This is a genomic window from Sphingomonas sp. PSPC2-2 (assembly GCF_049897725.1).
Lineage (GTDB): Bacteria > Pseudomonadota > Alphaproteobacteria > Sphingomonadales > Sphingomonadaceae > Sphingomonas.
In genome coordinates this window covers 62,008-83,407 of the sequence record NZ_JAFCWU010000014.1, presented here as the reverse complement: position 1 = coordinate 83,407, position 21,400 = coordinate 62,008, and the positions used below count along the sequence as shown (strand labels likewise).

30 protein-coding genes are annotated in these 21,400 nt (G+C 62.3%); 15 read left to right on the top strand and 15 right to left on the bottom strand.

The genetic code is table 11. The features are described 5' to 3' along the window. Position 1: 1 nt before the first annotated feature. Together ACP7BY_RS19350 and ACP7BY_RS19345 are read right to left on the bottom strand one after the other, a co-directional pair. Positions 2 to 691 carry an alternative oxidase gene (locus ACP7BY_RS19350; RefSeq protein WP_133722787.1) on the bottom strand — a complete coding sequence of 230 codons (690 nt, stop codon included), beginning with the start codon at positions 689 to 691 and terminating at the stop codon, positions 2 to 4. A 17-nt stretch (positions 692 to 708) separates the two neighbouring features. Continuing rightward, positions 709 to 1,113: a group III truncated hemoglobin gene (locus ACP7BY_RS19345; protein ID WP_137903130.1), complete on the bottom strand. Its 405-nt coding sequence runs from the start codon at positions 1,111 to 1,113 to the stop codon at positions 709 to 711. Positions 1,114 to 1,204: 91 nt separating this feature from the next. Between ACP7BY_RS19345 and ACP7BY_RS19340 the strand changes: the two genes are divergently transcribed. Next, entirely contained in the window at positions 1,205 to 1,651 is a 447-nt protein-coding gene (locus tag ACP7BY_RS19340; protein ID WP_133722789.1) for an Rrf2 family transcriptional regulator, read from the top strand. 38 nt (positions 1,652 to 1,689) lie between these two features. Here the strand turns inward: ACP7BY_RS19340 and ACP7BY_RS19335 are convergent, their stop codons facing one another. The 3 genes from ACP7BY_RS19335 to ACP7BY_RS19325 are packed head-to-tail and all read right to left on the bottom strand — an operon-like array spanning position 1,690 to position 3,392. Further along, complete coding sequence (locus tag ACP7BY_RS19335) at positions 1,690 to 2,052, bottom strand: DUF488 domain-containing protein (RefSeq protein WP_137903131.1); 363 nt, start codon at positions 2,050 to 2,052, stop codon at positions 1,690 to 1,692. A 9-nt stretch (positions 2,053 to 2,061) separates the two neighbouring features. After that, positions 2,062 to 2,547, bottom strand: coding sequence for a DUF6306 domain-containing protein (locus tag ACP7BY_RS19330; RefSeq protein WP_133722791.1), 486 nt, complete (start codon positions 2,545 to 2,547; stop codon positions 2,062 to 2,064). Further along, positions 2,544 to 3,392 carry a LysR family transcriptional regulator gene (locus ACP7BY_RS19325; protein ID WP_133722792.1) on the bottom strand — a complete coding sequence of 283 codons (849 nt, stop codon included), beginning with the start codon at positions 3,390 to 3,392 and terminating at the stop codon, positions 2,544 to 2,546. Before ACP7BY_RS19325 ends, ACP7BY_RS19330 begins: the two co-directional genes overlap by 4 nt. Before the next feature lie 566 nt (positions 3,393 to 3,958). On the opposite strand from ACP7BY_RS19325, the gene ACP7BY_RS19320 reads away from it, so the two are divergent. From ACP7BY_RS19320 to ACP7BY_RS19300, 5 genes are all read left to right on the top strand, one after another. Then, on the top strand, positions 3,959 to 4,582 hold the full coding sequence (locus tag ACP7BY_RS19320; protein WP_137903132.1) for a superoxide dismutase: 624 nt from the start codon (positions 3,959 to 3,961) through the stop codon (positions 4,580 to 4,582). A 110-nt stretch (positions 4,583 to 4,692) separates the two neighbouring features. Next, positions 4,693 to 5,355 carry a peroxiredoxin gene (locus tag ACP7BY_RS19315; RefSeq protein WP_133722795.1) on the top strand — a complete coding sequence of 221 codons (663 nt, stop codon included), beginning with the start codon at positions 4,693 to 4,695 and terminating at the stop codon, positions 5,353 to 5,355. Further along, entirely contained in the window at positions 5,333 to 6,025 is a 693-nt protein-coding gene (locus tag ACP7BY_RS19310; protein WP_249340887.1) for a carbonic anhydrase, read from the top strand. The genes ACP7BY_RS19315 and ACP7BY_RS19310 overlap by 23 nt, the downstream gene beginning before the upstream one ends. Continuing rightward, a complete protein-coding gene (locus ACP7BY_RS19305) occupies positions 6,022 to 6,438 on the top strand; it encodes a hypothetical protein (RefSeq protein WP_137903133.1) in 417 nt (138 codons plus the stop codon). The genes ACP7BY_RS19310 and ACP7BY_RS19305 overlap by 4 nt, the downstream gene beginning before the upstream one ends. 51 nt (positions 6,439 to 6,489) lie before the next feature. Further along, positions 6,490 to 6,729, top strand: coding sequence for a hypothetical protein (locus ACP7BY_RS19300; RefSeq protein ID WP_033967482.1), 240 nt, complete (start codon positions 6,490 to 6,492; stop codon positions 6,727 to 6,729). A gap of 204 nt (positions 6,730 to 6,933) precedes the next feature. Here ACP7BY_RS19300 and ACP7BY_RS19295 read toward each other — a convergent pair whose 3' ends face one another. Next, the gene (locus tag ACP7BY_RS19295) at positions 6,934 to 7,263 is read right to left on the bottom strand and encodes a hypothetical protein (protein WP_033967483.1); all 330 of its coding nucleotides are present in this window, start codon (positions 7,261 to 7,263) and stop codon (positions 6,934 to 6,936) included. Between the two features lie 132 nt (positions 7,264 to 7,395). On the opposite strand from ACP7BY_RS19295, the gene ACP7BY_RS19290 reads away from it, so the two are divergent. The 8 genes from ACP7BY_RS19290 to ACP7BY_RS19255 all read left to right on the top strand — a co-directional run bounded on the left by ACP7BY_RS19290 (position 7,396) and on the right by ACP7BY_RS19255 (position 15,670). Beyond that, a complete protein-coding gene (locus ACP7BY_RS19290) occupies positions 7,396 to 8,901 on the top strand; it encodes a PAS domain-containing sensor histidine kinase (protein WP_033967484.1) in 1,506 nt (501 codons plus the stop codon). Further along, positions 8,898 to 9,518: a response regulator transcription factor gene (locus ACP7BY_RS19285; RefSeq protein ID WP_033967485.1), complete on the top strand. Its 621-nt coding sequence runs from the start codon at positions 8,898 to 8,900 to the stop codon at positions 9,516 to 9,518. Before ACP7BY_RS19290 ends, ACP7BY_RS19285 begins: the two co-directional genes overlap by 4 nt. 70 nt (positions 9,519 to 9,588) lie before the next feature. Continuing rightward, entirely contained in the window at positions 9,589 to 9,966 is a 378-nt protein-coding gene (locus tag ACP7BY_RS19280) for a response regulator (RefSeq protein ID WP_033967486.1), read from the top strand. A gap of 210 nt (positions 9,967 to 10,176) precedes the next feature. Further along, on the top strand, positions 10,177 to 11,250 hold the full coding sequence (locus ACP7BY_RS19275) for a type III polyketide synthase (protein ID WP_137903134.1): 1,074 nt from the start codon (positions 10,177 to 10,179) through the stop codon (positions 11,248 to 11,250). Then, positions 11,247 to 11,933 (top strand): methyltransferase domain-containing protein, encoded by a 687-nt coding sequence (locus ACP7BY_RS19270; protein WP_137903135.1) that lies wholly within the window; start codon positions 11,247 to 11,249, stop codon positions 11,931 to 11,933. Before ACP7BY_RS19275 ends, ACP7BY_RS19270 begins: the two co-directional genes overlap by 4 nt. After that, the gene (locus tag ACP7BY_RS19265) at positions 11,912 to 13,042 is read left to right on the top strand and encodes an NAD(P)/FAD-dependent oxidoreductase (protein WP_033967487.1); all 1,131 of its coding nucleotides are present in this window, start codon (positions 11,912 to 11,914) and stop codon (positions 13,040 to 13,042) included. The genes ACP7BY_RS19270 and ACP7BY_RS19265 overlap by 22 nt, the downstream gene beginning before the upstream one ends. A gap of 4 nt (positions 13,043 to 13,046) precedes the next feature. Continuing rightward, positions 13,047 to 13,469 carry a peptide-methionine (R)-S-oxide reductase MsrB gene (gene msrB, locus ACP7BY_RS19260; protein WP_033967488.1) on the top strand — a complete coding sequence of 141 codons (423 nt, stop codon included), beginning with the start codon at positions 13,047 to 13,049 and terminating at the stop codon, positions 13,467 to 13,469. A gap of 56 nt (positions 13,470 to 13,525) precedes the next feature. Continuing rightward, positions 13,526 to 15,670, top strand: coding sequence for a transglycosylase domain-containing protein (locus ACP7BY_RS19255; protein ID WP_081988880.1), 2,145 nt, complete (start codon positions 13,526 to 13,528; stop codon positions 15,668 to 15,670). Here the strand turns inward: ACP7BY_RS19255 and ACP7BY_RS19250 are convergent. The 3 genes from ACP7BY_RS19250 to ACP7BY_RS19240 are packed head-to-tail and all read right to left on the bottom strand — an operon-like array spanning position 15,646 to position 17,366. Next, the gene (locus tag ACP7BY_RS19250; RefSeq protein WP_033967489.1) at positions 15,646 to 16,320 is read right to left on the bottom strand and encodes a M48 family metallopeptidase; all 675 of its coding nucleotides are present in this window, start codon (positions 16,318 to 16,320) and stop codon (positions 15,646 to 15,648) included. The genes ACP7BY_RS19255 and ACP7BY_RS19250 overlap by 25 nt on opposite strands. Continuing rightward, a complete protein-coding gene (locus ACP7BY_RS19245; RefSeq protein WP_033967490.1) occupies positions 16,317 to 16,748 on the bottom strand; it encodes a YcgN family cysteine cluster protein in 432 nt (143 codons plus the stop codon). The genes ACP7BY_RS19250 and ACP7BY_RS19245 overlap by 4 nt, the downstream gene beginning before the upstream one ends. A 9-nt stretch (positions 16,749 to 16,757) precedes the next feature. Continuing rightward, positions 16,758 to 17,366 carry an SCO family protein gene (locus ACP7BY_RS19240; protein ID WP_033967491.1) on the bottom strand — a complete coding sequence of 203 codons (609 nt, stop codon included), beginning with the start codon at positions 17,364 to 17,366 and terminating at the stop codon, positions 16,758 to 16,760. Between the two features lie 73 nt (positions 17,367 to 17,439). On the opposite strand from ACP7BY_RS19240, the gene ACP7BY_RS19235 reads away from it, so the two are divergent. Next, a complete protein-coding gene (locus tag ACP7BY_RS19235; RefSeq protein ID WP_033967492.1) occupies positions 17,440 to 18,057 on the top strand; it encodes an ankyrin repeat domain-containing protein in 618 nt (205 codons plus the stop codon). A 4-nt stretch (positions 18,058 to 18,061) separates the two neighbouring features. On the opposite strand, the gene ACP7BY_RS19230 is transcribed toward ACP7BY_RS19235, so the two are convergent. From ACP7BY_RS19230 to hpf, 6 genes are all read right to left on the bottom strand, one after another. Beyond that, entirely contained in the window at positions 18,062 to 18,568 is a 507-nt protein-coding gene (locus tag ACP7BY_RS19230) for an MmcB family DNA repair protein (protein WP_033967493.1), read from the bottom strand. Positions 18,569 to 18,618: 50 nt separating this feature from the next. Further along, positions 18,619 to 19,104, bottom strand: a complete 486-nt coding sequence (locus tag ACP7BY_RS19225) for a cell wall hydrolase (protein ID WP_231565385.1) — start codon at positions 19,102 to 19,104, stop codon at positions 18,619 to 18,621. Positions 19,105 to 19,418: 314 nt separating this feature from the next. Then, a complete protein-coding gene (locus ACP7BY_RS19220; protein WP_033967494.1) occupies positions 19,419 to 19,760 on the bottom strand; it encodes a DUF1491 family protein in 342 nt (113 codons plus the stop codon). After that, on the bottom strand, positions 19,757 to 20,230 hold the full coding sequence (locus ACP7BY_RS19215) for a PaaI family thioesterase (RefSeq protein WP_033967495.1): 474 nt from the start codon (positions 20,228 to 20,230) through the stop codon (positions 19,757 to 19,759). The genes ACP7BY_RS19220 and ACP7BY_RS19215 overlap by 4 nt, the downstream gene beginning before the upstream one ends. Then, on the bottom strand, positions 20,217 to 20,684 hold the full coding sequence (locus ACP7BY_RS19210) for a PTS sugar transporter subunit IIA (RefSeq protein ID WP_126849181.1): 468 nt from the start codon (positions 20,682 to 20,684) through the stop codon (positions 20,217 to 20,219). The genes ACP7BY_RS19215 and ACP7BY_RS19210 overlap by 14 nt, the downstream gene beginning before the upstream one ends. A gap of 113 nt (positions 20,685 to 20,797) precedes the next feature. Continuing rightward, a complete protein-coding gene (gene hpf / locus ACP7BY_RS19205; protein WP_033967496.1) occupies positions 20,798 to 21,388 on the bottom strand; it encodes a ribosome hibernation-promoting factor, HPF/YfiA family in 591 nt (196 codons plus the stop codon). Between the last annotated feature and the right edge of the window lie 12 nt (positions 21,389 to 21,400).

The window sequence follows — 21,400 nt, the reverse complement described above, 5'->3', positions numbered from 1 at the left end:
GTCAGGCTGCCAACCGAATGTCGTCGGCGTGGTCCGGATAGGGCGCCACCGCCGCATGGTTGACCGGCAATCCGGCTAGTTCGTTTGCAAAGCTATGATTGATATCGCGGTGATGTGCCTCATCGGCGCGGACCAGGAGCACCACGTCGCGCAAGGTCGCATCGTCTCCAAGCTTCCAATAATGCCGCGCGATTGCTGGCGCCGGGCCATTGGGGGAACGGCCCTCGTCAAGTTCGGCGAGATAGAGCGTGTAGCTGATCACCGCCTCTTCCTCGAAATATCCGACCACGCGGTGTGCGGTCTTGGCGCTGACCAGGTAGAGCGTGAAGAAGGCGAGGTAGAAGACCCACTGAACGGCCAGAATCACGAGCCGCTCGAACATCGTCGGCTTGGCCACCTCGATGAAGGTCATCAGGTGCATCCGTTCGTTCTCCGCTTCCTCCATCAAGGTGCGGATCCAGCCCTTGTCATCGCACATGCGCCGCAGGCAACGCAGGTGCGTCAGCGTTGCGCCGACCATGCCCGGCACCGCCGCTACAGTCTCAAGCACGATGGCACGGTGGCCGTAGCGCTTGGCGAAGAATGTGTCGGCCGTGAACCGCAGTATCTTGGTGAAGGCCAGCGCGATGCGATCGGACGGACCGCGCGGTTTGCAGTGGACGCTAAGGTCAACAAAGGGAGCGGTTGGCATGACGGATTCCTTGACGGTCAGGCCGCCGCGCGGTCTGGTTTGGTTTTTGTATCGAGCTTGAAGAAGAGCGCCAGTTGCAGGCTTTCTGCGATCCGCGCGGCCTTGCTCTGCAGCGCAGCGGCTGCACCGGGCTCCAACACCTCGGCCGTGGTGCTGTTCCAAAGCGCCAGCCAGCGCTGGAACAGCTCGGGACTTATGCGCGTCCGGTGCTTGAGATGCGCGGCCACGGGGTTGCCCTTGTAGCGGCCAGTGGTCAGCATCACCGACGACCAGAAGGTAACCAGCTTGTCGAGATGTTCGGGCCAGTTTTCGATCGCATCGTTGAAGATCGGACCCAGCGATTCGTCTTCGCGGACGCGCTCGTAGAACAGGGAGACAAGCCGCTTGAGGCCTTCCTCCGTGATCTCATTCCCGTCGTCCATCGACCGACTCCAATTCATGTATCGAGAATGCATCTATAAGGCGGCTTTGAAAGATGCAAGAAAAATGCATATATGAATGCAAGGAGATTGCATGCGGCTTACGCGCTACACGGACTATGCCCTGCGGGTGCTCATTTACCTGGGCGCGCGGCCCGATGCGTTGTGCTCCATCGCCGAGATATCGCGCGCCTATGACATCTCGCAGAATCACCTGATGAAAGTGGTCAACGATCTGGTGAACGCGGGCTATCTGGCCAGTGCACGGGGCCGCTTTGGCGGCATCAAGCTCGCCAGGCCTGCAGTGGAAATCAAAGTGGGCGCGGTCATACGGCACACCGAGGATGGTTTCGACCTGGTCGATTGCGGTGAGTGCATCATCGCCCCGGCTTGCGGGCTGACGGGCGCTTTGCGGCAGGCGCTGGCCGCGTTTCTAAACGTGCTGGACGGTTACACGCTGGCAGATCTCATCACAAAACCGGCAGAACTTGGGATGCTATTTAGCGCCGCAAGGAATCGGGATTTGCCCCAGACCGGTTAAAATGGGGTGTTGTGGCCATTGCGAACCGCCAAGCCGGTTCAGCGATGCTTTGCCATATAGTCTGCAAGGACGATCGCGTGATTGTGTTGCTCGTCATGGGCTGCGTACAGCAGAATGCCGGGCCCCCGATCGAGCAGTGACGCCAGTTCAGTGACCGCAGCGCCGTTGGCATCCAGCTCCTGGCAATAGCGGCGGTTGAATTCAGCCCAACGCTGCGGATCATGACCAAACCATTTGCGCAGTTCAGTACTCGGGGCGATACTCTTGCACCACGACGTTAAAGCTGCCGTGTCTCGTCCCAGACCGCGGGGCCAGAGCCGGTCGACAAGGATCCGGCTACCATCGCTTTCAGCGGGAGGAGCATAGACGCGTTTGATCCGGACTGGGGGTGGGACAGCCATGGGCCCGGCTCAGGTTTTCGTCTCGGCGATGCACTCTTCCGTGCGCTGGATATTCTCGACATGGCTGGCCCTCATCTCGCTCAGAGCAGCATGCAGAATATCGTCGCGCACGCGTGGAAGCAGCTCTTCTAGCTTGCGCACCACCCAGGCCTGGCCGCGATTGAGGAACGCGAGTCGTTCATGTGAATCGGCGATGGCCATGGCCTTGTCATAGAATGCGCCACAATGCGTAGATGGGATCACCCCAATACGCTTGATCTGGGCAGACAGCATCCCGCACCACTTTGCTTCATCCTCATAGACCGCCTTTATCAGATGCTTCGTCGGCGGATGACGGGCGTCGTTTGCGCTTTCGAGGGTAACACGCGCCCCTGCGCGCTCGGCCTCTAGCAAGACATTGAGCGCGGCAGCGATCTCGTCACGGCCACCATAGCCCATGTAGATGTCATCGCCTTGGGATGCATAACATACAGGGGAGGCAGGCTCGTCGTTCATGACGCAATAGCCGCAGCGGCCCGCAAACCGGTTCTAATGCGCGCCATGACGCCTTCGTCGGCCTTGGTGGAATGCACGGCATAGGCAGAATAAGAGAACTCGGGACTATCGGGCACCAGCGCGAGCCGGCCTTCCTCGAGATAGGACCGTACGAAGCCTTTGCGGAAGTAACCGGTTCCACCGGTGGCGAGGATATAGTCGAGGGCCAGCGGACCGTAGCTGATTGCAACGACGGAATTGGGTTGATCGGGATACGCCGCCTGATAGCTCGCAGCGAATTCTTCGCCCCAGTCGATAAGGACATGATCTTCAGCGCCTAGCACCCGATCGGTAGGCGTGGTGCGCACCAACACCAGTTTTTCTTCGAAAAGCAGTTCTGCAATCACACCGGGGCGGCGTGGTGCGCCATAGAGGATCGCGACATCGAGAGAGCCATCCTGGACCTGCTCCATGAGACTTTCCGCGCTATCGATCTGCGTGCTTACCGCGAACTCGGGACATTCGCGGCGCATCCACAACAGCCAGTGACGTAGCAATGGGCTCCACAAGCTGAGCTCAGCGCCGATGGTCACCACGCTCTCGCGCCCGGGAGGCAATGCGACCGACCTGCGCGCGCGCTCCCACACTTGCACAAGGGTAGTCGCAAATCGCAAGAATTGCTCCCCGGCCGGGGTAAGCTTCGCGCCTGATTTGTTACGGATGAAGACCGGCCGATCGAGCTGCTCTTCGAGCACGCGGATTCGGGCACTCACCGCTGTCTGGGTGAGATTGAGATTGGCAGCCGCGTTCACAAACGTGCCCGTTTTCACAACTTCCAGAAATGTCCGCGCAACTCCGATATCCATCCAGCACTCGTTTTCTGGTTAAATAACAATTATATTCATTTGCATGATGACAATAGCAGGAGGAACGAGGGGTCGGCAAGGAGGCACGCCACCATGAAATATCCCGGACCGATCCGGCCTGCTCCGTCGTCGCGCCCTTTTCGCCGCTGGTGGCCGATCCTTTTAACGGTCGCGTGCGCTGCAGGAGGGCAGCTCATATACTGGCTTTGCGCGAGCGAAATCGTCAGTGCGGATACGATTACATTGGCGATCGTGATCGCGGTCCCGGTCGCGGCGTTTTTCCTCGCCGACGATGGCGCCAGGGCTCTTTTCCGCCGACCTACAAGCCAACAAGATGCCGTGCCGCCCTTAAAGCGCTCGTTGCTTCCACCAATCGGTCAAATGACGGACCTTCCTGTCGCCGGCGCGAAACGGCCCAAGGCAAAACCTCACAGCACGCACCTACGCGATGACCGGACGGTGACGAAGCCCCTCGCGATCGACGGTAAAATGCGTGATCCGACAGAGCGTGGAAGCAGCATGCCGGCATCGCCACATATTGGGCATCATCCATGGAGTTAACTGTCATGCCATTTACGCTTCCCCCACTTCCCTTCGATCGGTCTGCTCTTGAACCTGTGCTCTCGGCTGAAAGCTTTGACTATCATCATGGCAAACATCACAAAGCCTATGTCGATAAGGTCAATGGTTGGATCGACGAAAAGGGTCTGGCGGGTAAAACGATCATCGATATTGCGGCGTTTGCGAAAGAAGGTGGTGACAAGCCGCTGTTCAACAATGCAGCCCAAGTCTGGAATCACAGTTTCTTCTGGCAATGCCTCGCACCCATGGACTCGACCAAGCCGTCGGAGAAGCTCTTGAAGATGATCGAGAGCGACTTTGGTTCGCATCAAAATTTAATTCAAAAACTGGCGGCTGAGGCTGTCGGTCACTTCGCGAGCGGCTGGGCCTGGCTGATACTCGAAGGAGACAAGCTCAGGATCACATCGCTTCACGATGCCGATACGCCGATCGTGCACGGCATGACGCCGTTGCTGACCATCGATGTCTGGGAACACGCCTATTATATCGATTACCGCAACGCACGACCAAAATTTGCAGAAGAACTGCTGTCTAAAGTGGTCAACTGGGATTTCGTTTCGCGCAATCTCGACGGGGCGGGTGCGGCTCGGGTCGACCAGACCCAATAAGCGCCTCGGTTTTTTTACCGCAAAGATATCGCTGCAAACAACCAATAACATTCGTTTGTTGGAGGCGTATTGCGCGCGGATAAGGAGCCAAGCAAAAATGAGGAATGAGCATGAGTATTCAGCTCGGACAATTAGCGCCTGATTTTGATCAGAACAGCACCGAAGGACGCATTCGTTTCCATGAATGGCTTGGAGACTCGTGGGGCGTTCTCTTCAGTCATCCCAAGGACTTTACGCCGGTTTGCACGACCGAGTTGGCCGAGGTTGGTCGGCTCAAGTCGGAGTGGGACAGGCGAGATGTCAAGGTTATCGGCCTCTCGATCGATCCTGTCGAAGCGCACCGCATCTGGGAGGCCGATATCGAGTCTACTCAAGGGCAGCAGGTCAACTTCCCGATGCTCGCTGACAACGATCAAACGGTCGCGCAGCTCTATGGCATGATCCATCCGATGAGCGATCCGACCGTCACCGTGCGGTCCGTCTTCGTCATTGATCCGCTAAAAAAAGTCCGCCTCATCCTCACATATCCGCCAAGCACGGGGCGCAATTTCGTCGAGATTCTGCGGACGATCGACAGCCTGCAATTGACCGACCGACGCAGCGTCGCGACGCCTGTGAATTGGAAGCCTGGCGACCCAGTCATCGTCTCTCCGAAACTGTCGGACGAGGAAGCCTCGCGACAATTCCCACAAGGCTACGCGACGCTCAAACCATATTTGCGGATCGTCGATCTCGAGGGAGGTTCGGCCGGTGAGCAACCCGCTGCAGCCTGAATCAGTCGTACAAGCCGGCAATGATGATATCGCCGATTTGCTTGAACGAAACCGGCAATGGGCGGGCCGGAAGACCCAAAGCGACCCTCGCTTTTTCGCACGCCTCGTCGGTCAACAGAGCCCGCGATATTTCTGGGTGGGTTGTTCAGATAGTCGCGTTCCAGCAACCGAGATTGTCGATCTCGATCCAGGCGAAATGTTCGTCCACCGCAACATCGCCAATCTCGTGCCGGCCAGCGATACCAATTTCAACGCCGCTCTTTTGTTTGCCGTCAATGTGCTCCGCGTCCGGCATGTTCTGGTGGTGGGGCATTATGGCTGCGGGGGCATTCGCGCGGCTCGAAATGCCGTTGCGAACGACGCAATCGGTTCGTGGCTTGCACCCGTCAGAGCCCTATACTGGCAACATCGCACTGCGCTTCATGCTTTACCGGATGAGCAGGCACGCGAGGATCGACTGTGCGAGCTCAACGTCATCGCCCAGGTTGAGCAGGTCTGCGCCAATGCTGTGGTCGAGCAAGCATGGCGAGATGGTCACGACCTGAGGGTACATGGGCTTATCTACGCTATCGGCGACGGCCTCCTGCAAAGTGTTTGCGAGCCAGTCTCGCGCATCCCCGTGGGTAAGGCTCATGTCCGCGACGATGATGATGACGAGAATATATTGTGAGCGATCAGACGCTCTGTGCTGCAGGAACCTCGAACCTGGCCCGAGAATGCCGGGATCTCGCCCACCTTTGCGAGGCGACAAGCGCGGCCAGCCGGGAACTGGACGGTCGAATTGCCCGAACGGTATTTCCCGGACTGGTGAATCTGGAAGAACTTGAGATAGCGGTTTGGCGCTATGGCGACGGTAGCCGCGTTCGCGCGCTACGATATTCCGGCGAGAAGGCAGCGGCGGCGACCCTCGTTCCACCGGGCCACTGGATGGAACGCGATGCGAATCTGCCCGATCGCATCTGGATCTACGGGCCCGGCAGCGACGATGCAGTTTCGGCGAGGCATGTTCTGGAACCGCTGGCGATATCCGCCGCGTGCTTGCGCATGCACGCGCGGCTCAAGGGGATGTCACCGTCAAGGTGATTATTCTCATTCCGTCATTTTGATCATCATCCCCCTTCTGGAGAAAGAGAAATGCTCGTCACCGTCTATCACGGCGTTGACGTCGGTACCGCCAAAGACAAGGGCGCAATGCATTTTGACGCCCTGCCTTCGTGCGGTGAAGAGGTCGAGATCGACCGCAAGGCCTACGTCGTTGGCAGAGTGTGGCATCTTCCGAGCGCCCGCTTTGCTGGCGCGAAGCTCGCCATTCTGATCAACGAGGCAGTCGATGAAGCGATCATGTCGCGCACGCCTGCCTTGGCCAGCGCCTAGACCGTGCGCTCGTGGCTTATATCGCCGCAGTGGCTACCAGTTCTGGTTGTCGGCTTGGCTACCTCCGCAGTATATGCTGGCACCCCTGAGCATCCGGCCGCTCCGACTTTGCGGTTCGCGGACATTGAGACAGCTTTTGGCCAAACGGACCAATTGCCGGCAGCGCAAGCTGCTGTCGCCGCCGCCCTACCGATCGGCATGCCGCTACCGGATGCCCAAGCGATATTGGTGCGTGCTGGTGCGCGCTGCCAGCCGCAACGCCGTAATCCTGAAGTGATCGAGTGCGTCTACTCCCAGAGGACCACTATCGATGTGCTTGGTCGCCATGTAGGTGAAGTCGATTTCCGGCATCACCGAATCCGACACCCCGACCTTGCTGCCAGGAAACGCCGGAGTCACCGGGCCGCTGCGTTCGTTGGGCGCGACGACGATTGCGCGCACGCGCACCAGAACGTCGCCCTTTTCGGCATAAGCGGGCGACGCGACGATCGCCGTCGAAACAGCTGCGAGCGCCAAAAATCTATATGTGCGCATAGGGTCCTCCGTGTTTAAGTTCTATGGCTGGGTATGGCCATGGCGCGCTCGCGGATTTGATCCGGCGCAAAACAGGGACCTAGGTGGATTCACGGATGGGACGCACAGCACGTGGACGGCAAAGACACAGATATGGCGATCGGCGATACGGTAGACCCCGAAACGCTCGCGCTCTTCGTCGAGGGCGCAACCGACCGCGCCATGTTCGTGCTGGATACCGAGGGACGGATCCGGTCTTGGAATGTGGGAGCAGAGATCTTGTTTGGATATCGGCCCGATGCCGTGATCGGCCAAAGCGGCGAAAAGCTCTATAGTCTGCAAGATCGCGGCGCAGCCAAGCCCGATGCGGACATGGCCAAGGTTCGCGCGCGTGGTCGCCTGCGGGAAAACACCTGGCGGGTGCGTCAGGATGGTTCCGAATTCTTCGCCGACGTCGCGATCACCGCGATCCACAGCGCCAATGGGACGCTGCGCGGCTTCGGGCAGATGATCTATGACATCACGGGCCGCCAGGCAGCCGCCGCCGCACTGGCGCGCAGCGAATTGCACCTGCGCTCGATCCTCGCAACCGTCCCCGATGCGATGATCGTTATCGACGAGCGCGGCATCATCCTGTCGTTCAGCAGCGCCGCCGAGCGCCTGTTCGGCTACAGCGAAGCCGAGGTCGTGGGCGCGAATGTCGAAATCCTGATGCCGCCATCGGATGCCGCACGGCATGACCGTTATATCGCCCATTATCGCGAAACCGGGGAGCGCCGCATTATCGGCATCGGTCGCATCGTCGTCGGCCAGCGTCGCGACGGTACCGAATTCCCCATGAAGCTATCGGTCGGCGAGGCCAATAGCGACGGACATCGCATCTTTACCGGCTTCATTCACGACCTGACCGAACAGCAGCACGCGGAATTGCGGTTGAAAGAGCTCCAATCCGAGCTGATTCACGTATCGCGGCTGAGTGCGATGGGTACGATGGCTTCGACCTTGGCGCATGAATTGAACCAGCCGCTGACCGCGATCGCCAATTATCTTGAGGCGGGTCGCGAACTGCTTGACGCCGGTGGTGCCGAGGCAGCCACGCTGCTGCGCGAGGCGATCGAGGAATCCACCAGCGAAGCCTTGCGCGCTGGCAAGATCGTCCGTCGCCTGCGCGATTTCGTGGCGCGTGGCGAGGTCGAGCGGCGGGTGGAGGATCTACCGCGATTGATCGACGAGGCGAGTCGCCTCGCCCTGATCGGCGCGCGTGAACGAGGCGTTCGCGCCTTTTTCGAGCTGGCCCCCGATATCACCACCGTCACGGTCGATCGTGTCCAGATCCAGCAAGTTCTCGTGAACCTGATCCGGAACGCGATCGATGCCGTGGCCGGGCAGGAAGTCCGCGACATCACGATCTCGACCTGCGCGCTCGATAACGCCATGGTCGAAGTCTCGGTCGCCGACACGGGCCCGGGGCTTTCGCCGGACATCGCCGCGCGACTGTTCCAGGCCTTCGCGACCACCAAACCCGCAGGCATGGGGTTGGGCCTGTCGATCTGCCGAACGATCGTGGAAGCGCATCGCGGACACATCCGCGCCGAGCCGCGCCCGACGGGCGGAACCGTCTTTCGTTTCACGCTTCCAATAGAGGAGTTTGCGGCATGAGCGACCAACGTCTGATCCATGTCGTCGACGACGATGATTCGGTGCGACGTTCGGCTGGGTTCCTGCTGCGAACCTCTGGCTATGCTGTACGCTTGCACACGTCTGGAGTCGCGTTCCTGCGCGAGATCAAGGCAGCGGAACCGGGTTGCGTCTTGCTCGACGTGCGCATGCCGGAGATCGATGGCCTTGCGGTGCAGGAGGAATTGGTCGCACGCGGCATCACCATGCCCGTCATCATCCTCACCGGCCATGCCGATGTCTCGATCGCGGTTCAGGCGATGAAGACGGGTGCTGTCGACTTCATCGAAAAACCCTTCGAAAAGGCCGTGCTACTGTCGGCGATCGACCGCGCCTTCGCGCGGATCGCGCATGCCGATGCAGCCGCACGATCGAGCGAGGCGGCGAAGCTGTGGGTCGCGCGCCTCACCCCGCGCGAACAAGAGGTGTTGGACCGGCTGGCACAGGGGTTGCCCAACAAGACGATCGCCTATGATTTGGGCATTTCGCCGCGCACGGTCGAAGTTCACCGCGCCAACGTAATGACCAAGCTGGAGGTCCATGCGCTGTCGGACGCGCTGCGTATCGCCTTTGCCGCCGGCCTTGGAGAGCAATCCTAGGAAGTCTACGTAAAGACAACTTTGCCCGCGACCGCCATCCGTGCCCCCAATGACATGGGAAAGCGGTCCAATGGACGATGACAACGCGGTCGACACCGGACCGCGTCCGCAATTGTTGCTGGTAGAGGACGATGAAGGCGTGCGGCGTTCGCTGCATCTGCTGCTGCACTGGCGCGGCTTCGATGTGCGCTCTTACGCGAGCGCGCGTGCCCTGCTTGAGGATACCGACGTGTCGACGGCCGAGTGGCTGATTACCGATTACCGGCTGCCCGACGGCGACGGGATCGGGGTGCTCCGGTCGATGCAGCGCCGTGATTGGCATGGCCGATCCATACTGATCACGGCTTATCCCGACCCGACGCTCCGCGCGATAGCCAGTATGAACGGATTTCACGCGGTGCTCGACAAGCCGATCCGCCAGCACGAGTTGATTGCCGCACTGGCGTGAGCTGAAACCTTCATCCGCGCTCGATATGCTCTCGATTAAGCGGCGGCTGCTCCTCTTGCGACCAAATCTTGTGCGCCGACGCATCCAAATGCCGTGCTCAAACGTAGGGTAGGTACGAGTGCGTAACGTGGGTGTCTTCCCGGATCGGAGCAGCCGTCGTAGCGTTGTTCGTTGGCCGGATGCTCCCGCCCGCCTCCGCAAAGGTCCCATGTGTCCAGCACTGCCCACATCGCCGCGATCGGCACCGCCGTTCCGGCGCAGGACATCCATGCGGCGTTCCTTGACTGGGCCCGCGCGCGCTTGCCTGACGCACGGGCCGTCCGGATCTTCGACCGGATGGCCGCGCGCGCCGCGATCGCGCATCGCTGGTCCGTCCTACCCGTTGGAGCGCAAGGCGGATCGCCCGTCGATCCGGACGGTTTTTATGCCGATCCGGTGCTGCCCGGCACTGCCGAACGTATGCGACGCTATGGGCAGGCGGCCCCGGAGCTGAGCATCGCTGCGATCGAGGCATTGGGCGCGCAGGTTTCACTCGATGCCATCACCCATCTGGTCGTGGCGAGTTGTACCGGCTTCGTCGCGCCGGGCATCGACCAGATCATCGCTGCGCGAATCGGCCTTGCGCCGTCGGTCGAGCGCCTGCTGATCGGCTTTATGGGATGTTACGCGGCGGTCGCCGCGCTCCGCAGCGCGCGCCATATCGTGCGATCCGATGCCGACGCGCGGGTGTTGGTGGTCTGTGTCGAATTGTCCACGCTGCATCTGCAGGACAATCCCGCGCTCGAACCCCTGCTCGCCATGCTGCAATTCGGCGACGGTGCCGCAGCGGCGCTCGTCACCGCCGCCCCTCGCGGATTTGCACTCGACCACCCCTTTGCGACCACGCTCCCCGATTCGGCGGCGTTGATCCGCTGGGATATTACCGATCACGGCTTTGCGATGCATTTGTCGGGCGAAGTTCCCGCCCGCATCGCCGCCGGGCTGAGCGACCCTGCCTTCGCCGCCGCCGCGACCGGTGGGCGCGCGCCGCTGGAGATCGATGGATGGGCAGTCCATGCCGGAGGACGATCGATCCTCGACGCGGTCGAACATAGCCTCAAACTGCCGGACGACGCGCTCGACGCCTCGCGCGCGGTGCTGTCGGATTACGGCAATATGTCCTCCGCCACCTTGATGTTCGTGCTGGCGCGGCTGCTCGACGGGCCGCCGGTCCGCAACGGGGTGGCGCTCGCCTTCGGCCCGGGCCTTGCCGCCGAGGGCTTCGGCTTCCGGAGCGCGGCATGAGCCTGCGCGCGCGCGCCATCGCGGAGGAGCTGATGGACGCCGACGATCTCGACCCGGAGGTTTATGCAACGGTGGTCGGCGACCTCGCCAAGGTCAATGTCGTGACGATGGCAGCGCGGCCGACGCTAGATTTCCTGCGGCGCGGGTCGCTTGGCCTGCGTCGTTTCAAGCTGCTCGATGTCGGCTTTGGCGATGGTGACATGCTGCGCCGGATCGCGCGTTGGGCCGCGCGGCGGGGTATCGCGGCCGAGCTGGTCGGCATCGACCTCAACCCCCGCAGCGCGCTCGCCGCGACCGCGCATTCGCCCGCCGACGTACCGATCCGTTATATCACCGGCGACTATGCCGATCTGGCGGGCGAGAGATGGGATTTCGTCATCTCCAGCCTCGTCGCACACCACATGACGCACGATCAGCTGATCGCGTTTCTGCGCTTCATGGAGCGGGCGAGCGCGAAGGGATGGCTGATCAACGACCTCCATCGCCACGGCTTTGCGCATTTCGGGTTTCCGATTCTGGCGACGCTGGCGCGTTGGCACCCGATCGTGCGCCATGACGGCACCCTGTCGATCGCCCGCTCCTATCGGCCCGCGGAATGGGCACCGATCCTTGCAGAGGCAGGCGTCACCGCGCAGGTCTACCGCGCCTTTCCGTTTCGGCTATGCGTCGAACACCTGCGCTGATCGTCGGCGGCGGCCCGGCAGGTGCGAGCGCTGCGATCGTGCTGGCGCACGCACGCGCCCCGCACCTGCTGGTGGAACGCAGCCGCGAAACCGGCGACGCGATTTGTGGCGGCTTTCTAAGCTGGCGAACGCTCGAATCGCTACAAAAGCTTGGCGTGGAACCTGCCGCGCTGGGCCCGGCGCGGATCACCACGGTGCGTCTGATCGCGGGCGAGCGGCTGGTCGAAACGCCGCTGCGCCGCGCCGCCCACGGAGTGTCGCGCCGCCTGCTCGACAGCGTGTTGCTCCAGCGCGCGATCGATGCAGGTGCCGCTGTCGAGCGCGGCGTAGCGGCGCGGGCGATCGACGGCTTGACGGCGCGGCTCGACGATGGTGCCGACCTGGTCGGCGACGCGCTGTTCCTCGCCAGCGGCAAGCACGACGTTCGAGGCACCTCCCGCCCGGCCGAAGCGCGCGGGCACGACCCGGTCTTGGGTCTGCGCGTTCGCCTCGCGCAGACGCCCGGCCTCGATCGACTGATCGGCGATGCGATCGAACTGCACCTGTTCGATCGCGGCTATGTCGGGATCGTTCGCCAGGAGGACGGCAGCGCCAATGTCTGCCTGGCCGTGCATCGCTCGGCCATGCTGGAAGCGGGATCTCCCGCCGCACTGCTCGACCAGCTCGCGCGCGATCAGCCCCGGTTGGGCGAGCGCCTGGCATATCGCAGCGACGGCCTGCCGATCGACGCGATCGCCAACGTCCCTTATGGATGGCGCGCTACGCGGGGGGCACAGGGTCTCTTCCGGCTCGGCGATCAGGCCGGAGTCATCCCCTCGCTCGCCGGAGAAGGCATGGGCATCGCGATCGCGAGCGGAATCAGGGCAAGCCATGCCTATCTCGCGGACGGGCCGGGCGGGGCACACCGTTTCCAGAGGCGCTTCGCAAGCGCCACGGCTCGACCGATCCGGTTGGCCGGAGCGGTACGCAACGCAGCCGAATGGCCTGCGCTGACGGCGGCGCTCCTGCCGCTGCTCGGTCGCTTCCCTGGTATGATCGATACGATTGCCGCGTTCACGCGGATCGGGCATTCACGACTTGACCGCGCACCCGCGCCACAGGATCATTAGCGTCATGGAACACTTCACCCTGTCTGAAACCGAATGGCGCAAAAAGCTGAGCCCGGAGGCCTATCATGTCCTGCGCGAGGCCGGGACAGAGCCTGCCTTTTCCGGGCGGTATAACAACAACAAGGCCGATGGCGTCTATCGCTGCGGCGGTTGCGCGCAGCCGTTGTTCGATTCGGCCGATAAATATGATTCGGGCTCGGGCTGGCCGAGCTTTACCCAGCCGATCTCGCCCGACTATGTCACCGAGCATACCGATCGTACCCACGGCATGACGCGGACCGAAGCGCGCTGCGCCCGCTGTGACGGACATCTCGGCCATGTTTTCCCCGATGGTCCGCCGCCGACAGGCCTGCGCTATTGCATGAACTCGCTTAGCCTGGATTTTCGCGCTCGGGGGAGTGTTGATAGCGACGAGTCGCATGGCTGATTGCGGCGGCGACGGCTTGCCGGAATGACCGGCAAAGCCTAACGCTGCAGCGCTCAATGGCTCGCTCCTCATCCCCCGCCCCTCGCTCGACGCGTGCGCCCTTGTGGCGTCGGCGTCTGGTCCTGCTCGCGCAAATCAGCGGCGGTCTCGCGCTGATCGCCTTCATCGCGTTGATCGTAACCGTCTATGTCTCTGAAGGGCAGCTGCCGAGTTTCGACGAGCTGAAATCGTCCCCCAATGGCCAGATGATCCGCGTCCACGCGGCCGACGGGACGGTGATCGTGTCGATGGGCCCAAGCTATGGCGAGTGGCTACCCTATGACCGCATCCCCACAGTGATGCGCGAGGCGATGGTGTCGGTCGAGGATCGCCGCTTTCGATCGCACCCGGGGGTCGATCCGATCGGGATGGTGCGCTCGGTCCAGGTGCGGCTCGAGCGTGGGCGCTGGATGCAGGGTGGATCGACCATCACGCAACAGCTCGCCCGTAACATTTTCCTCAATTCCAGCAAGAAATTCGGTCGAAAGATCCGCGAGGGCATTCTCGCCCTCGCGCTGGAGCGAAAGTTCAGCAAGGACCAGATCCTCGAACTGTATCTCAACAAGGTCTATTTCGGTGGCGGTGCCTATGGCATCGACGCGGCCTCGCGCAAATTCTTCGGTCACGGTGCCGAACGGCTGAGCTTGACCGAAGCGGCAGTGATCGCGGGGTTGGTCAAGGCACCGTCCAATTACTCGCCAACCGCCGACATCGATGCCGCCCGCGGGCGCGCTGGCGTTGTGCTCAAGCTGATGCAGCAAACCGGGGCGATCACCGCCGCCCAGGCTGCCGACGCGCAAATCGACCAGATCGCCTTCGTGCCCGAGGCGCGCCAGAACAGCGTGCGCTACTTTACCGATTGGGCGTTGCCGCAGCTGGAACTGCTGATCGACGAGACGCAACGTCCGCTGGAAGTGTGGACAACGCTCGACCTCACTATGCAGCGCGCCGCCGATGCCGCAATCCGCGACAATGCCCCCAAGGGCGCGCAAGGTGCGCTGGTGGCGATGGACCGCGATGGTGCCGTCCGCGCGATGGTTGGCGGCACCGATTATGTGACGTCCAACTATAATCGCGCGACACAGGCGGAGCGGCAGCCGGGCTCGGCGTTCAAACTGTTCGTCTATCTCGCAGCGCTCGAGGCCGGGCACAAGCCCGAGGATCAGGTGGTCGACGAACCCGTGACGATCGACGGCTGGAGCCCGCGCAACGATTCACGCCACAATAGCGGCGCAATGTCGCTGCGCACCGCCTTTGCCTATTCGGTCAACACCGTGGCGGCGAAACTCGGACAGGAAATCGGCTTCAACACGATCGCCGACATGGCGCGGCGCTTCGGCATCACCACCAAGGTCAACACCCACCCGTCGATGGTGCTCGGTTCCTCCGAAGTACGCCTGCTCGACATGACGCGCGCCTTTGCCAGCGTCGGCAACAAGGGGGTGGCGGTGACGCCATATGGCATCACCAAGGTGACCGCAGCGGGAGAAACGATCTACGCCCAATCGGTCGACACCAGCCATGTGCTCGTCGCACCCTATGTGGCCGCCGAAATGACCGATCTGCTGCAGACGACCGTCAACACCGGCACCGGCAAAGCGGCCCAAATCGGTCGCCCGGTGGCGGGCAAGACCGGCACCACCACATCGAACAAGGATGGCTGGTTCCTGGGCTTTTCCAGTGGGCTCACGACAGGCGTATGGATGGGCCGCGACGATGCCAAGCCGATTGCCGGTTTGCACGGCGGCACCGCGCCCGCGCGTGCCTTTGCCGCCTTCATGAAAGTGGCCGTCGCCAACCGCCCGGTCGAGCAGTTCGATACGAAAGTGACGCTACCCGAATTCCAGCTCGAGCCCGACCAGGAATCCTATTTCGGCGAAGCCGATAATGGCCTGTTCGTCGATGCCGACGGCAATCCGGTCGATCCCGGGCAGGCTCCGCCCGCGCAGCCCGGCCAGCGCGTCGATGCCGATGGCAACCCGATCGAAGCGCGGCCGCCGCAGCAATCCGATACGCCACCACCAGTGGAAAAGAAAAAGGGCGATGGCGACAAACTCGACCAGGCCTGGCTCGATCGTGTCCTCGGCCGCGATGGGCCCCGCCCGGCCCCGAGCCCGACGCACGCGCCGGCCGATCGTCAGGATTCGCGCCCGACCCAGTGAATCGCGGCACCGTTCGCGCGCAGCCAGCGACGCGATTCCTCGGGGTCGCGTTCGTCGAGCAACGCGAGCACGCGGTAGAAGTGTGCGCTGTGATTCATGTGCAAGCGGTGCGCCACCTCATGCGCGACGGTCGAGCGGCGCACGAAATCGGGCATCAGGATCAACCGCCAGCTATAGCGGATCGTGCCGCTCGAGGCGCAACTGCCCCAGCGAGTCTTGGGGTCGCCAACCGCAACCTTGGTCACGCTGACCCCGGCACGTGCGGCGAACTCGGCGGTCTCGTCGCTCAACACGCGCAGGGCCTCGCGCTTCAACCACAGACCCACGCGTCGCGACAGGCCATCGCGCGTGCCGCCACAGCGCAGGAGGCTACCGTCCCGCTCAACCCGGCGGGCAGCGGCCTCATCCCACAGGATCATCAAATGACCATCGCCGAAAGGGATACGCGCGCCGGGTTCGAAGGGCCGTGGCTGCGGCAAGCGCGCGCGCTGTGCCGCAATCCACGCCGCTTTCCCTTCCGCCCACGCCAAAGCAGCCTTCAACGGTGCGCGCGACGGCAGCACCAGCCGTACCCGGCCGGTCGCCGAATCCACCGATAACCGTGCCCGCCGTGCCCGCGCGTTGCGCACGACCTCGAGCGGTGCACTCACAATTCGCGATCGACCAGATGGAATTCCAGCTCACCGGCATCGTCCTCCGACACCGTCCAGCCACGCACCGATTGCCCGACGCGGTGGACCGCCTCGCGGTCCCCGCAAACCAGATAGTGCCAGTCATATAGTGGCTCGTCCGCCGCACGCAGCCGGTACGCGCAAGTCGCAGGCAGCCAGTCGATCGTCCGCACATTGGATCGACTCAAGCGCACGCACTCGCTGACATAGGCATGGCGGTGCTTGTAATTGGAACACAAGGCCGTCTCGCGGTCGAGCAATCGGCACGACACGTTGGTCGGCAATAGCTCGCCCGTTTCTTCATCTTCCAGCTTATGGACACAGCATTTGCCACAGCCATCGCACAAGGCTTCCCACTGGCCGCGATCGAGCGTGTCGATTGGTTCTTCCCAGAAACGGCTAGTCATCAGCGTGGCTCATCGTACCCATCGGTCGAGTTCGGTTGCGACGTCTTGCGGCGTCTTGTCCTGCGGCAACAAGGCGACGGGCTTGCCCGCCGGATCCATAAGATAGGCAAGGCGGGCGTGCGCCACCAGATAGCCACCCTCCGCATTGGGCTTTTCCGCCTCGAAATACGCGCCATACGCCTTGGCAACGGCGGCAATCGCCTGTGGGCTGCCCGTCAAACCGACCATGCGCGGGTGAAAGGCGGATACGAACGCCTTGAGCACGGCCGGTGTATCGCGCTTTGGGTCGACGGTCACGAAGATCGGTACGACCTTCGCCCCTCGCACGGGATCCTTCGCCTCGAACAGCCGCAGCCCGGCACCGACGGTCTGCATGTCGGTCGGGCACACGTCCGGGCAGAAGGTGTAACCGAAATACATGATGCGGTAGCGCCCGGCGAAATCGCGATCGGTACGGGTCCGGCCGTCCTGATCGGTCAAGGTGAACGGGCCGCCCAGAGCCACACCGTCGAGCGGTGCCCGCGCCGGTGTGGCGGGTCCGCTACAGGCGACCGGCAAAACAGCAAGAAACAGCGCGGAAAGCGCGCGGGCGATCTGGTTCATAGCGCGACTAGCCATGATCTGTTAGGTCCTTAGGCGCAAGCTTTGCTCCAAACCGCTCGTGTCTCTCGACCATGCCAGGACGTTTTCGATGACCCTCCGCACCGCCTCCATCGCCCTTGCGTTGCTCGCCACTGCCCCCCTCGCCATCATGGCCGGTCCCGCCGCCGCGCAGCTCGGCCAATCGCCTGGCTATAAATTTCTCCAGGCAATCAAGGATGGCAAGAATGACGAGGTCATCGGCTTTCTCGACAAGCCCGGCGCAACCTTAGTCAACACGCGCGATTCGGACTCAGGCGAGGGGGCGATCCACATCGTCGTGCGGCGCGGCGACATGCCCTATCTGAATTATCTCCTGTCAAAAGGGGCCGACGCCAATCTGAGAGATCGTCGCGGTGAATCGGGCATCCTGCTGGCCGCCCGCCTCGGCCGGCTCGAAATGATTCAGGTGCTCGCAAAGGCTGGCGGCAACATCAACCTCGCGAACGCCAGCGGCGAGACGGCGCTGATCGTCGCGGTGCAGCGGCGCGATACAACGATGGTGCGCGCCTTGCTCGACCTCGGGGCCGATCCGGACCAGGCCGATCGCCTCCAGGGATTTTCAGCGCGCGACTATGCGCATCAGGATTCGCGCGGATCGGCAATCGCGACGATGATCGATGCCACGCCCAAAAAGGAACGCCGCGCCGTTTCCGGACCTAAGCTGTAACCCTTCACCCCAATCCGACATCGGCCTCAGGGTCGATCAAACCGATCAAGCGTCGTCCGGCCCGCCGTCCAAAGGCAAGTGTCGCGCGTTTGCGGGTTGCGGCAGGCAAGGGGACGCTATGCGCCTCGCGCACGATGACAGCATCGTAGCGATCGGCAACGATAATACCGGTGCGTTCAGGCAAAAAGGCCGTTCCGTGCAGCGGCGTGACATCGAAGCCGGGCGGGACCGCCCAATAGAAGCGGTCGCAACATCCAAGATAGTCGGTCCATTTGGCATCGCCGAGAAGGTCGGCGCGCGATACCTTCACCTCTACGATCACGATGTGACCGCGCGCGTCGATCGCCATCAAATCGGCGCGGCGGTTCCCGTCCAACGGCACTTCGGCCAATGCGACCAGATCATGGCGCAACAGCATCCGTACCGCGCCGCGCACGACCTGTGCGGCAGATAACGGGAAATCGGACACGCTTGATGCAGGAAGCGTGGGGTCGGGGGACGACGATAGCATCCTCCGACCTTAGAACATTTCACGAACGGGTCAAATATGACCCGCGTTTGTCACCGGAAAAAAACGTGATTCCCGATCGCAGCGACCTGCTCCCGATGCCAACTCGCTGCGGCACCCCGAGCGTGGAAATACATCGCGCCCGACGCGGGGCTGTCCCATGCGTCCGCCAAAGCGACGCGGGCAACGGCGAGGGCGGTGCGATATTGCTTGTTCTGCGCGATGGTCGGAACCCGCCCGCCCCGCACGAACGAAAATTGGCCAGGCTGCTTTACGACCGAGCACACCGTCTTGGGAAAGCGGCCCGACTTCGAACGGTTCAGAATGACTTCGGCGACGGCAAGCTGGCCACTGAGGGGCTCGCCTTTGGCTTCGAAATAGATCGCGCCGGCCATGCACTGCAATTCTTCATCGATCGTATCAGGAATGGCCTGTGCGGCGACCGCAGCGGCCAGCGTGCCATAAGCTACGCTGTCGTCGTCCTGCTCGTCATCGGTCTTGGCGGCGGGAAGCGAGGGGGTATTCGTTACCGTCGTCACGACGGCGGGATTCATAACGGGCTGGGGAACGGAAGGCTGAGACTGGGCGTTGATGACACGACCAAGGTCTTGAGCGAAGCCCGGTGTGCCGAGACCGATGAGAGCGGTAACGGCCAAAGAGAGCGCCGCAATGCTTGCGACGCGATTCGAAAACGACATGAACACTACAAAAATGCGGTTGGTGCGCGGACAGGGTCGACCCAATTGTCACCCCGCCGGACAGCCCCCCGACTGCGTAACCTGGTCGGATCGCACCCGACACGGCACAACGCACGTGGCTAATACCCCGTCTTCTAGGGGGAGATCGGCTCGGGTCAACCGAGCGTGATCGTTTCTGCGGCGAATCGTTCCGCCGACGCGATGTCCAGTTCGACCACCCACAGATCCGGATCACGGTCGCGGCGCTTACGCCAATAGGCCTCGCGCGCTGCCACATCGCTCGGGTCGGCAGGGCCCGTCTCGACCAAAATCGTCGTGCCAAGCGGGCCGAAGGCCCGCTCCATCACTTTGGATATCCCGTTATTTTCATTTAATATTAGTAAGATAGATCCAGAATCCGCGTCCCCCTTTGCGCGCACCATCCCCATCCCGCCGGAATCGTTCACCCGTTTCAACAAGGCCGATACCAGGATATGCGAGGGGAGCGCCCCGCTCATTCCGCGCGGTAGCCGGGTAAACCTGCCAATGCGATCCGCGAACGCATGAAGGTTCCCGTGCCGCGCGCGGCTTCCTCTCCATCGGAGTCGATGAGACGCGCCTCGGCGACGAACACCCGACGTTGTCCCGAAACCCACCGCCCTTCGGCGATTACCGGCCCCTCGCGCAATGGCTTGGTCAGCAGCAGGTTGAAAGCCGTGGTCAACAAGAAGCGATCCGTAACCAGGCTGTTCGCCGCATAAAAGGCCGCGTCGTCGAGCATCTTGAAATAGCTCGTCCCGTGCGCGGCCCCGCCGGCATGAAAATACCGCTCATCGATCGTAAAATGGATCCGGGCGATGCCCGGCTCGGGGATGACCAAGGTCGATTCAAACAACCGGTTGATCGGAGCAGCCGCGTATAGCGCCTCCAATGCCCGAAAATGCGCCGCCTGCCCCGATGGTCCGGGATTGCGCTCAGGCTGCGTCACGGACCTGCTCGGCGGTTAGCAAAGCCACCAGCGCATCGCGCGATCCCGCACCGCGGAGCTTTTCGACCAGCAACTGATCGCGCAGCGCCCGCGACACCCGCGCCAGAGCCTTAAGATGCGTGGCTCCGGCGTCGGGTGGCGACACCAGCATGAACACGACGTCGACCGGAAGATCATCGACCGCGTCGAAGTCGAGGGGATGCGCCAACCGCGCGAACACGCCACGCACCTGCGTCAGGCCCGGCACCTTGCCATGCGGAATTGCCACACCACCGCCAAAAGCCGTCGATCCCAACTTCTCGCGTGATGCCACCGCCTCCTGCACAATCCCGGCGTCCAACCCGTAGATGTTTGCGGCCGCCGCTGCGAGCTGCTGGAACAACGCCTTGCGCGTTCCCGCGCTTACGCGCTCAAGCACCGCGTCGGGTGCCAGAATATCGTGCAGGTCGGTCATTACGATCCTCATGCCCGCGTAGCGGCGGGTTCTTGTGGCAGGGCCATAGCGCCGATCCTGCAGCCGCGAAAGCGCGAGCATACCGTTAGGACATGCCCGCGCAGAAACCGCGATCAGGCTTGGCGTTGCGGCTCGACCCAACCGATCGTGCCGTCACCGCGGCGATAGACCATATTATAGGTGCCGGATCCGCTGTTGCGAAACAGCAACGCGGTGGTGTTACGCAAATCGAGCATCATCACCGCATCCGAAACCGATGCATCGGGTACGTCCACCCGTGTTTCGGCGACGATCAAAGGATGGTCCTCGACCTCTTCCTCGTCGGTGCTTTCCTGGAAGAGGGTGTAGCCCGCATTGTCCGCGGCGATGCCTGCATCGACCGCGACAGCCGTCACAGACCCGCCATTGCGGTCCTTCAGACGACGCATATAGCGGCGCAACTGCTTTTCGATCTTGCTGGCCGCCCCTTCGAAAGCGGCATGAGCCTCCGACGCGTCGCCGCGTCCCTTCAAGATGAGGCCTTGCATGACGTGGGCGACAATGTCGCAGGTGAAACGATTATCGTGCGGTCCCTTGCCGAAGGTGACCTGCGCAGAAATGGCGCGCGCGAAATATTTGGTGGCGATGGCTTGGAGCCGGTCGTCGACATGGGTCTTGAGCGCCGCGCCCGTTTCGACCTGATGGCCGGAAACCCGAATATCCATGAACCTTCTCCT

What these genes read in the sequence shown, in the direction of transcription:
- ACP7BY_RS19340 (WP_133722789.1), top strand. Translation starts at nt 1,205, where the DNA reads ATGCGGCTTACGCGCTACACGGACTATGCCCTGCGGGTGCTCATTTAC.
- ACP7BY_RS19280 (WP_033967486.1), top strand. Translation starts at nt 9,589, where the DNA reads ATGGACGATGACAACGCGGTCGACACCGGACCGCGTCCGCAATTGTTG.
- ACP7BY_RS19290 (WP_033967484.1), top strand. Translation starts at nt 7,396, where the DNA reads ATGGCGATCGGCGATACGGTAGACCCCGAAACGCTCGCGCTCTTCGTC.
- ACP7BY_RS19270 (WP_137903135.1), top strand. Translation starts at nt 11,247, where the DNA reads ATGAGCCTGCGCGCGCGCGCCATCGCGGAGGAGCTGATGGACGCCGAC.
- ACP7BY_RS19285 (WP_033967485.1), top strand. Translation starts at nt 8,898, where the DNA reads ATGAGCGACCAACGTCTGATCCATGTCGTCGACGACGATGATTCGGTG.
- ACP7BY_RS19295 (WP_033967483.1), bottom strand. Translation starts at nt 7,263, where the DNA reads ATGCGCACATATAGATTTTTGGCGCTCGCAGCTGTTTCGACGGCGATC.
- hpf (WP_033967496.1), bottom strand. Translation starts at nt 21,388, where the DNA reads ATGGATATTCGGGTTTCCGGCCATCAGGTCGAAACGGGCGCGGCGCTC.
- ACP7BY_RS19350 (WP_133722787.1), bottom strand. Translation starts at nt 691, where the DNA reads ATGCCAACCGCTCCCTTTGTTGACCTTAGCGTCCACTGCAAACCGCGC.
- ACP7BY_RS19320 (WP_137903132.1), top strand. Translation starts at nt 3,959, where the DNA reads ATGCCATTTACGCTTCCCCCACTTCCCTTCGATCGGTCTGCTCTTGAA.
- ACP7BY_RS19345 (WP_137903130.1), bottom strand. Translation starts at nt 1,113, where the DNA reads ATGGACGACGGGAATGAGATCACGGAGGAAGGCCTCAAGCGGCTTGTC.
- ACP7BY_RS19255 (WP_081988880.1), top strand. Translation starts at nt 13,526, where the DNA reads ATGGCTCGCTCCTCATCCCCCGCCCCTCGCTCGACGCGTGCGCCCTTG.
- ACP7BY_RS19265 (WP_033967487.1), top strand. Translation starts at nt 11,912, where the DNA reads ATGCGTCGAACACCTGCGCTGATCGTCGGCGGCGGCCCGGCAGGTGCG.
- ACP7BY_RS19330 (WP_133722791.1), bottom strand. Translation starts at nt 2,547, where the DNA reads ATGAACGACGAGCCTGCCTCCCCTGTATGTTATGCATCCCAAGGCGAT.
- ACP7BY_RS19335 (WP_137903131.1), bottom strand. Translation starts at nt 2,052, where the DNA reads ATGGCTGTCCCACCCCCAGTCCGGATCAAACGCGTCTATGCTCCTCCC.
- ACP7BY_RS19235 (WP_033967492.1), top strand. Translation starts at nt 17,440, where the DNA reads ATGACCCTCCGCACCGCCTCCATCGCCCTTGCGTTGCTCGCCACTGCC.
- ACP7BY_RS19210 (WP_126849181.1), bottom strand. Translation starts at nt 20,684, where the DNA reads ATGACCGACCTGCACGATATTCTGGCACCCGACGCGGTGCTTGAGCGC.
- ACP7BY_RS19230 (WP_033967493.1), bottom strand. Translation starts at nt 18,568, where the DNA reads ATGCTATCGTCGTCCCCCGACCCCACGCTTCCTGCATCAAGCGTGTCC.
- msrB (WP_033967488.1), top strand. Translation starts at nt 13,047, where the DNA reads ATGGAACACTTCACCCTGTCTGAAACCGAATGGCGCAAAAAGCTGAGC.
- ACP7BY_RS19245 (WP_033967490.1), bottom strand. Translation starts at nt 16,748, where the DNA reads ATGACTAGCCGTTTCTGGGAAGAACCAATCGACACGCTCGATCGCGGC.
- ACP7BY_RS19315 (WP_133722795.1), top strand. Translation starts at nt 4,693, where the DNA reads ATGAGTATTCAGCTCGGACAATTAGCGCCTGATTTTGATCAGAACAGC.
- ACP7BY_RS19325 (WP_133722792.1), bottom strand. Translation starts at nt 3,392, where the DNA reads ATGGATATCGGAGTTGCGCGGACATTTCTGGAAGTTGTGAAAACGGGC.
- ACP7BY_RS19300 (WP_033967482.1), top strand. Translation starts at nt 6,490, where the DNA reads ATGCTCGTCACCGTCTATCACGGCGTTGACGTCGGTACCGCCAAAGAC.
- ACP7BY_RS19220 (WP_033967494.1), bottom strand. Translation starts at nt 19,760, where the DNA reads ATGAGCGGGGCGCTCCCCTCGCATATCCTGGTATCGGCCTTGTTGAAA.
- ACP7BY_RS19240 (WP_033967491.1), bottom strand. Translation starts at nt 17,366, where the DNA reads ATGGCTAGTCGCGCTATGAACCAGATCGCCCGCGCGCTTTCCGCGCTG.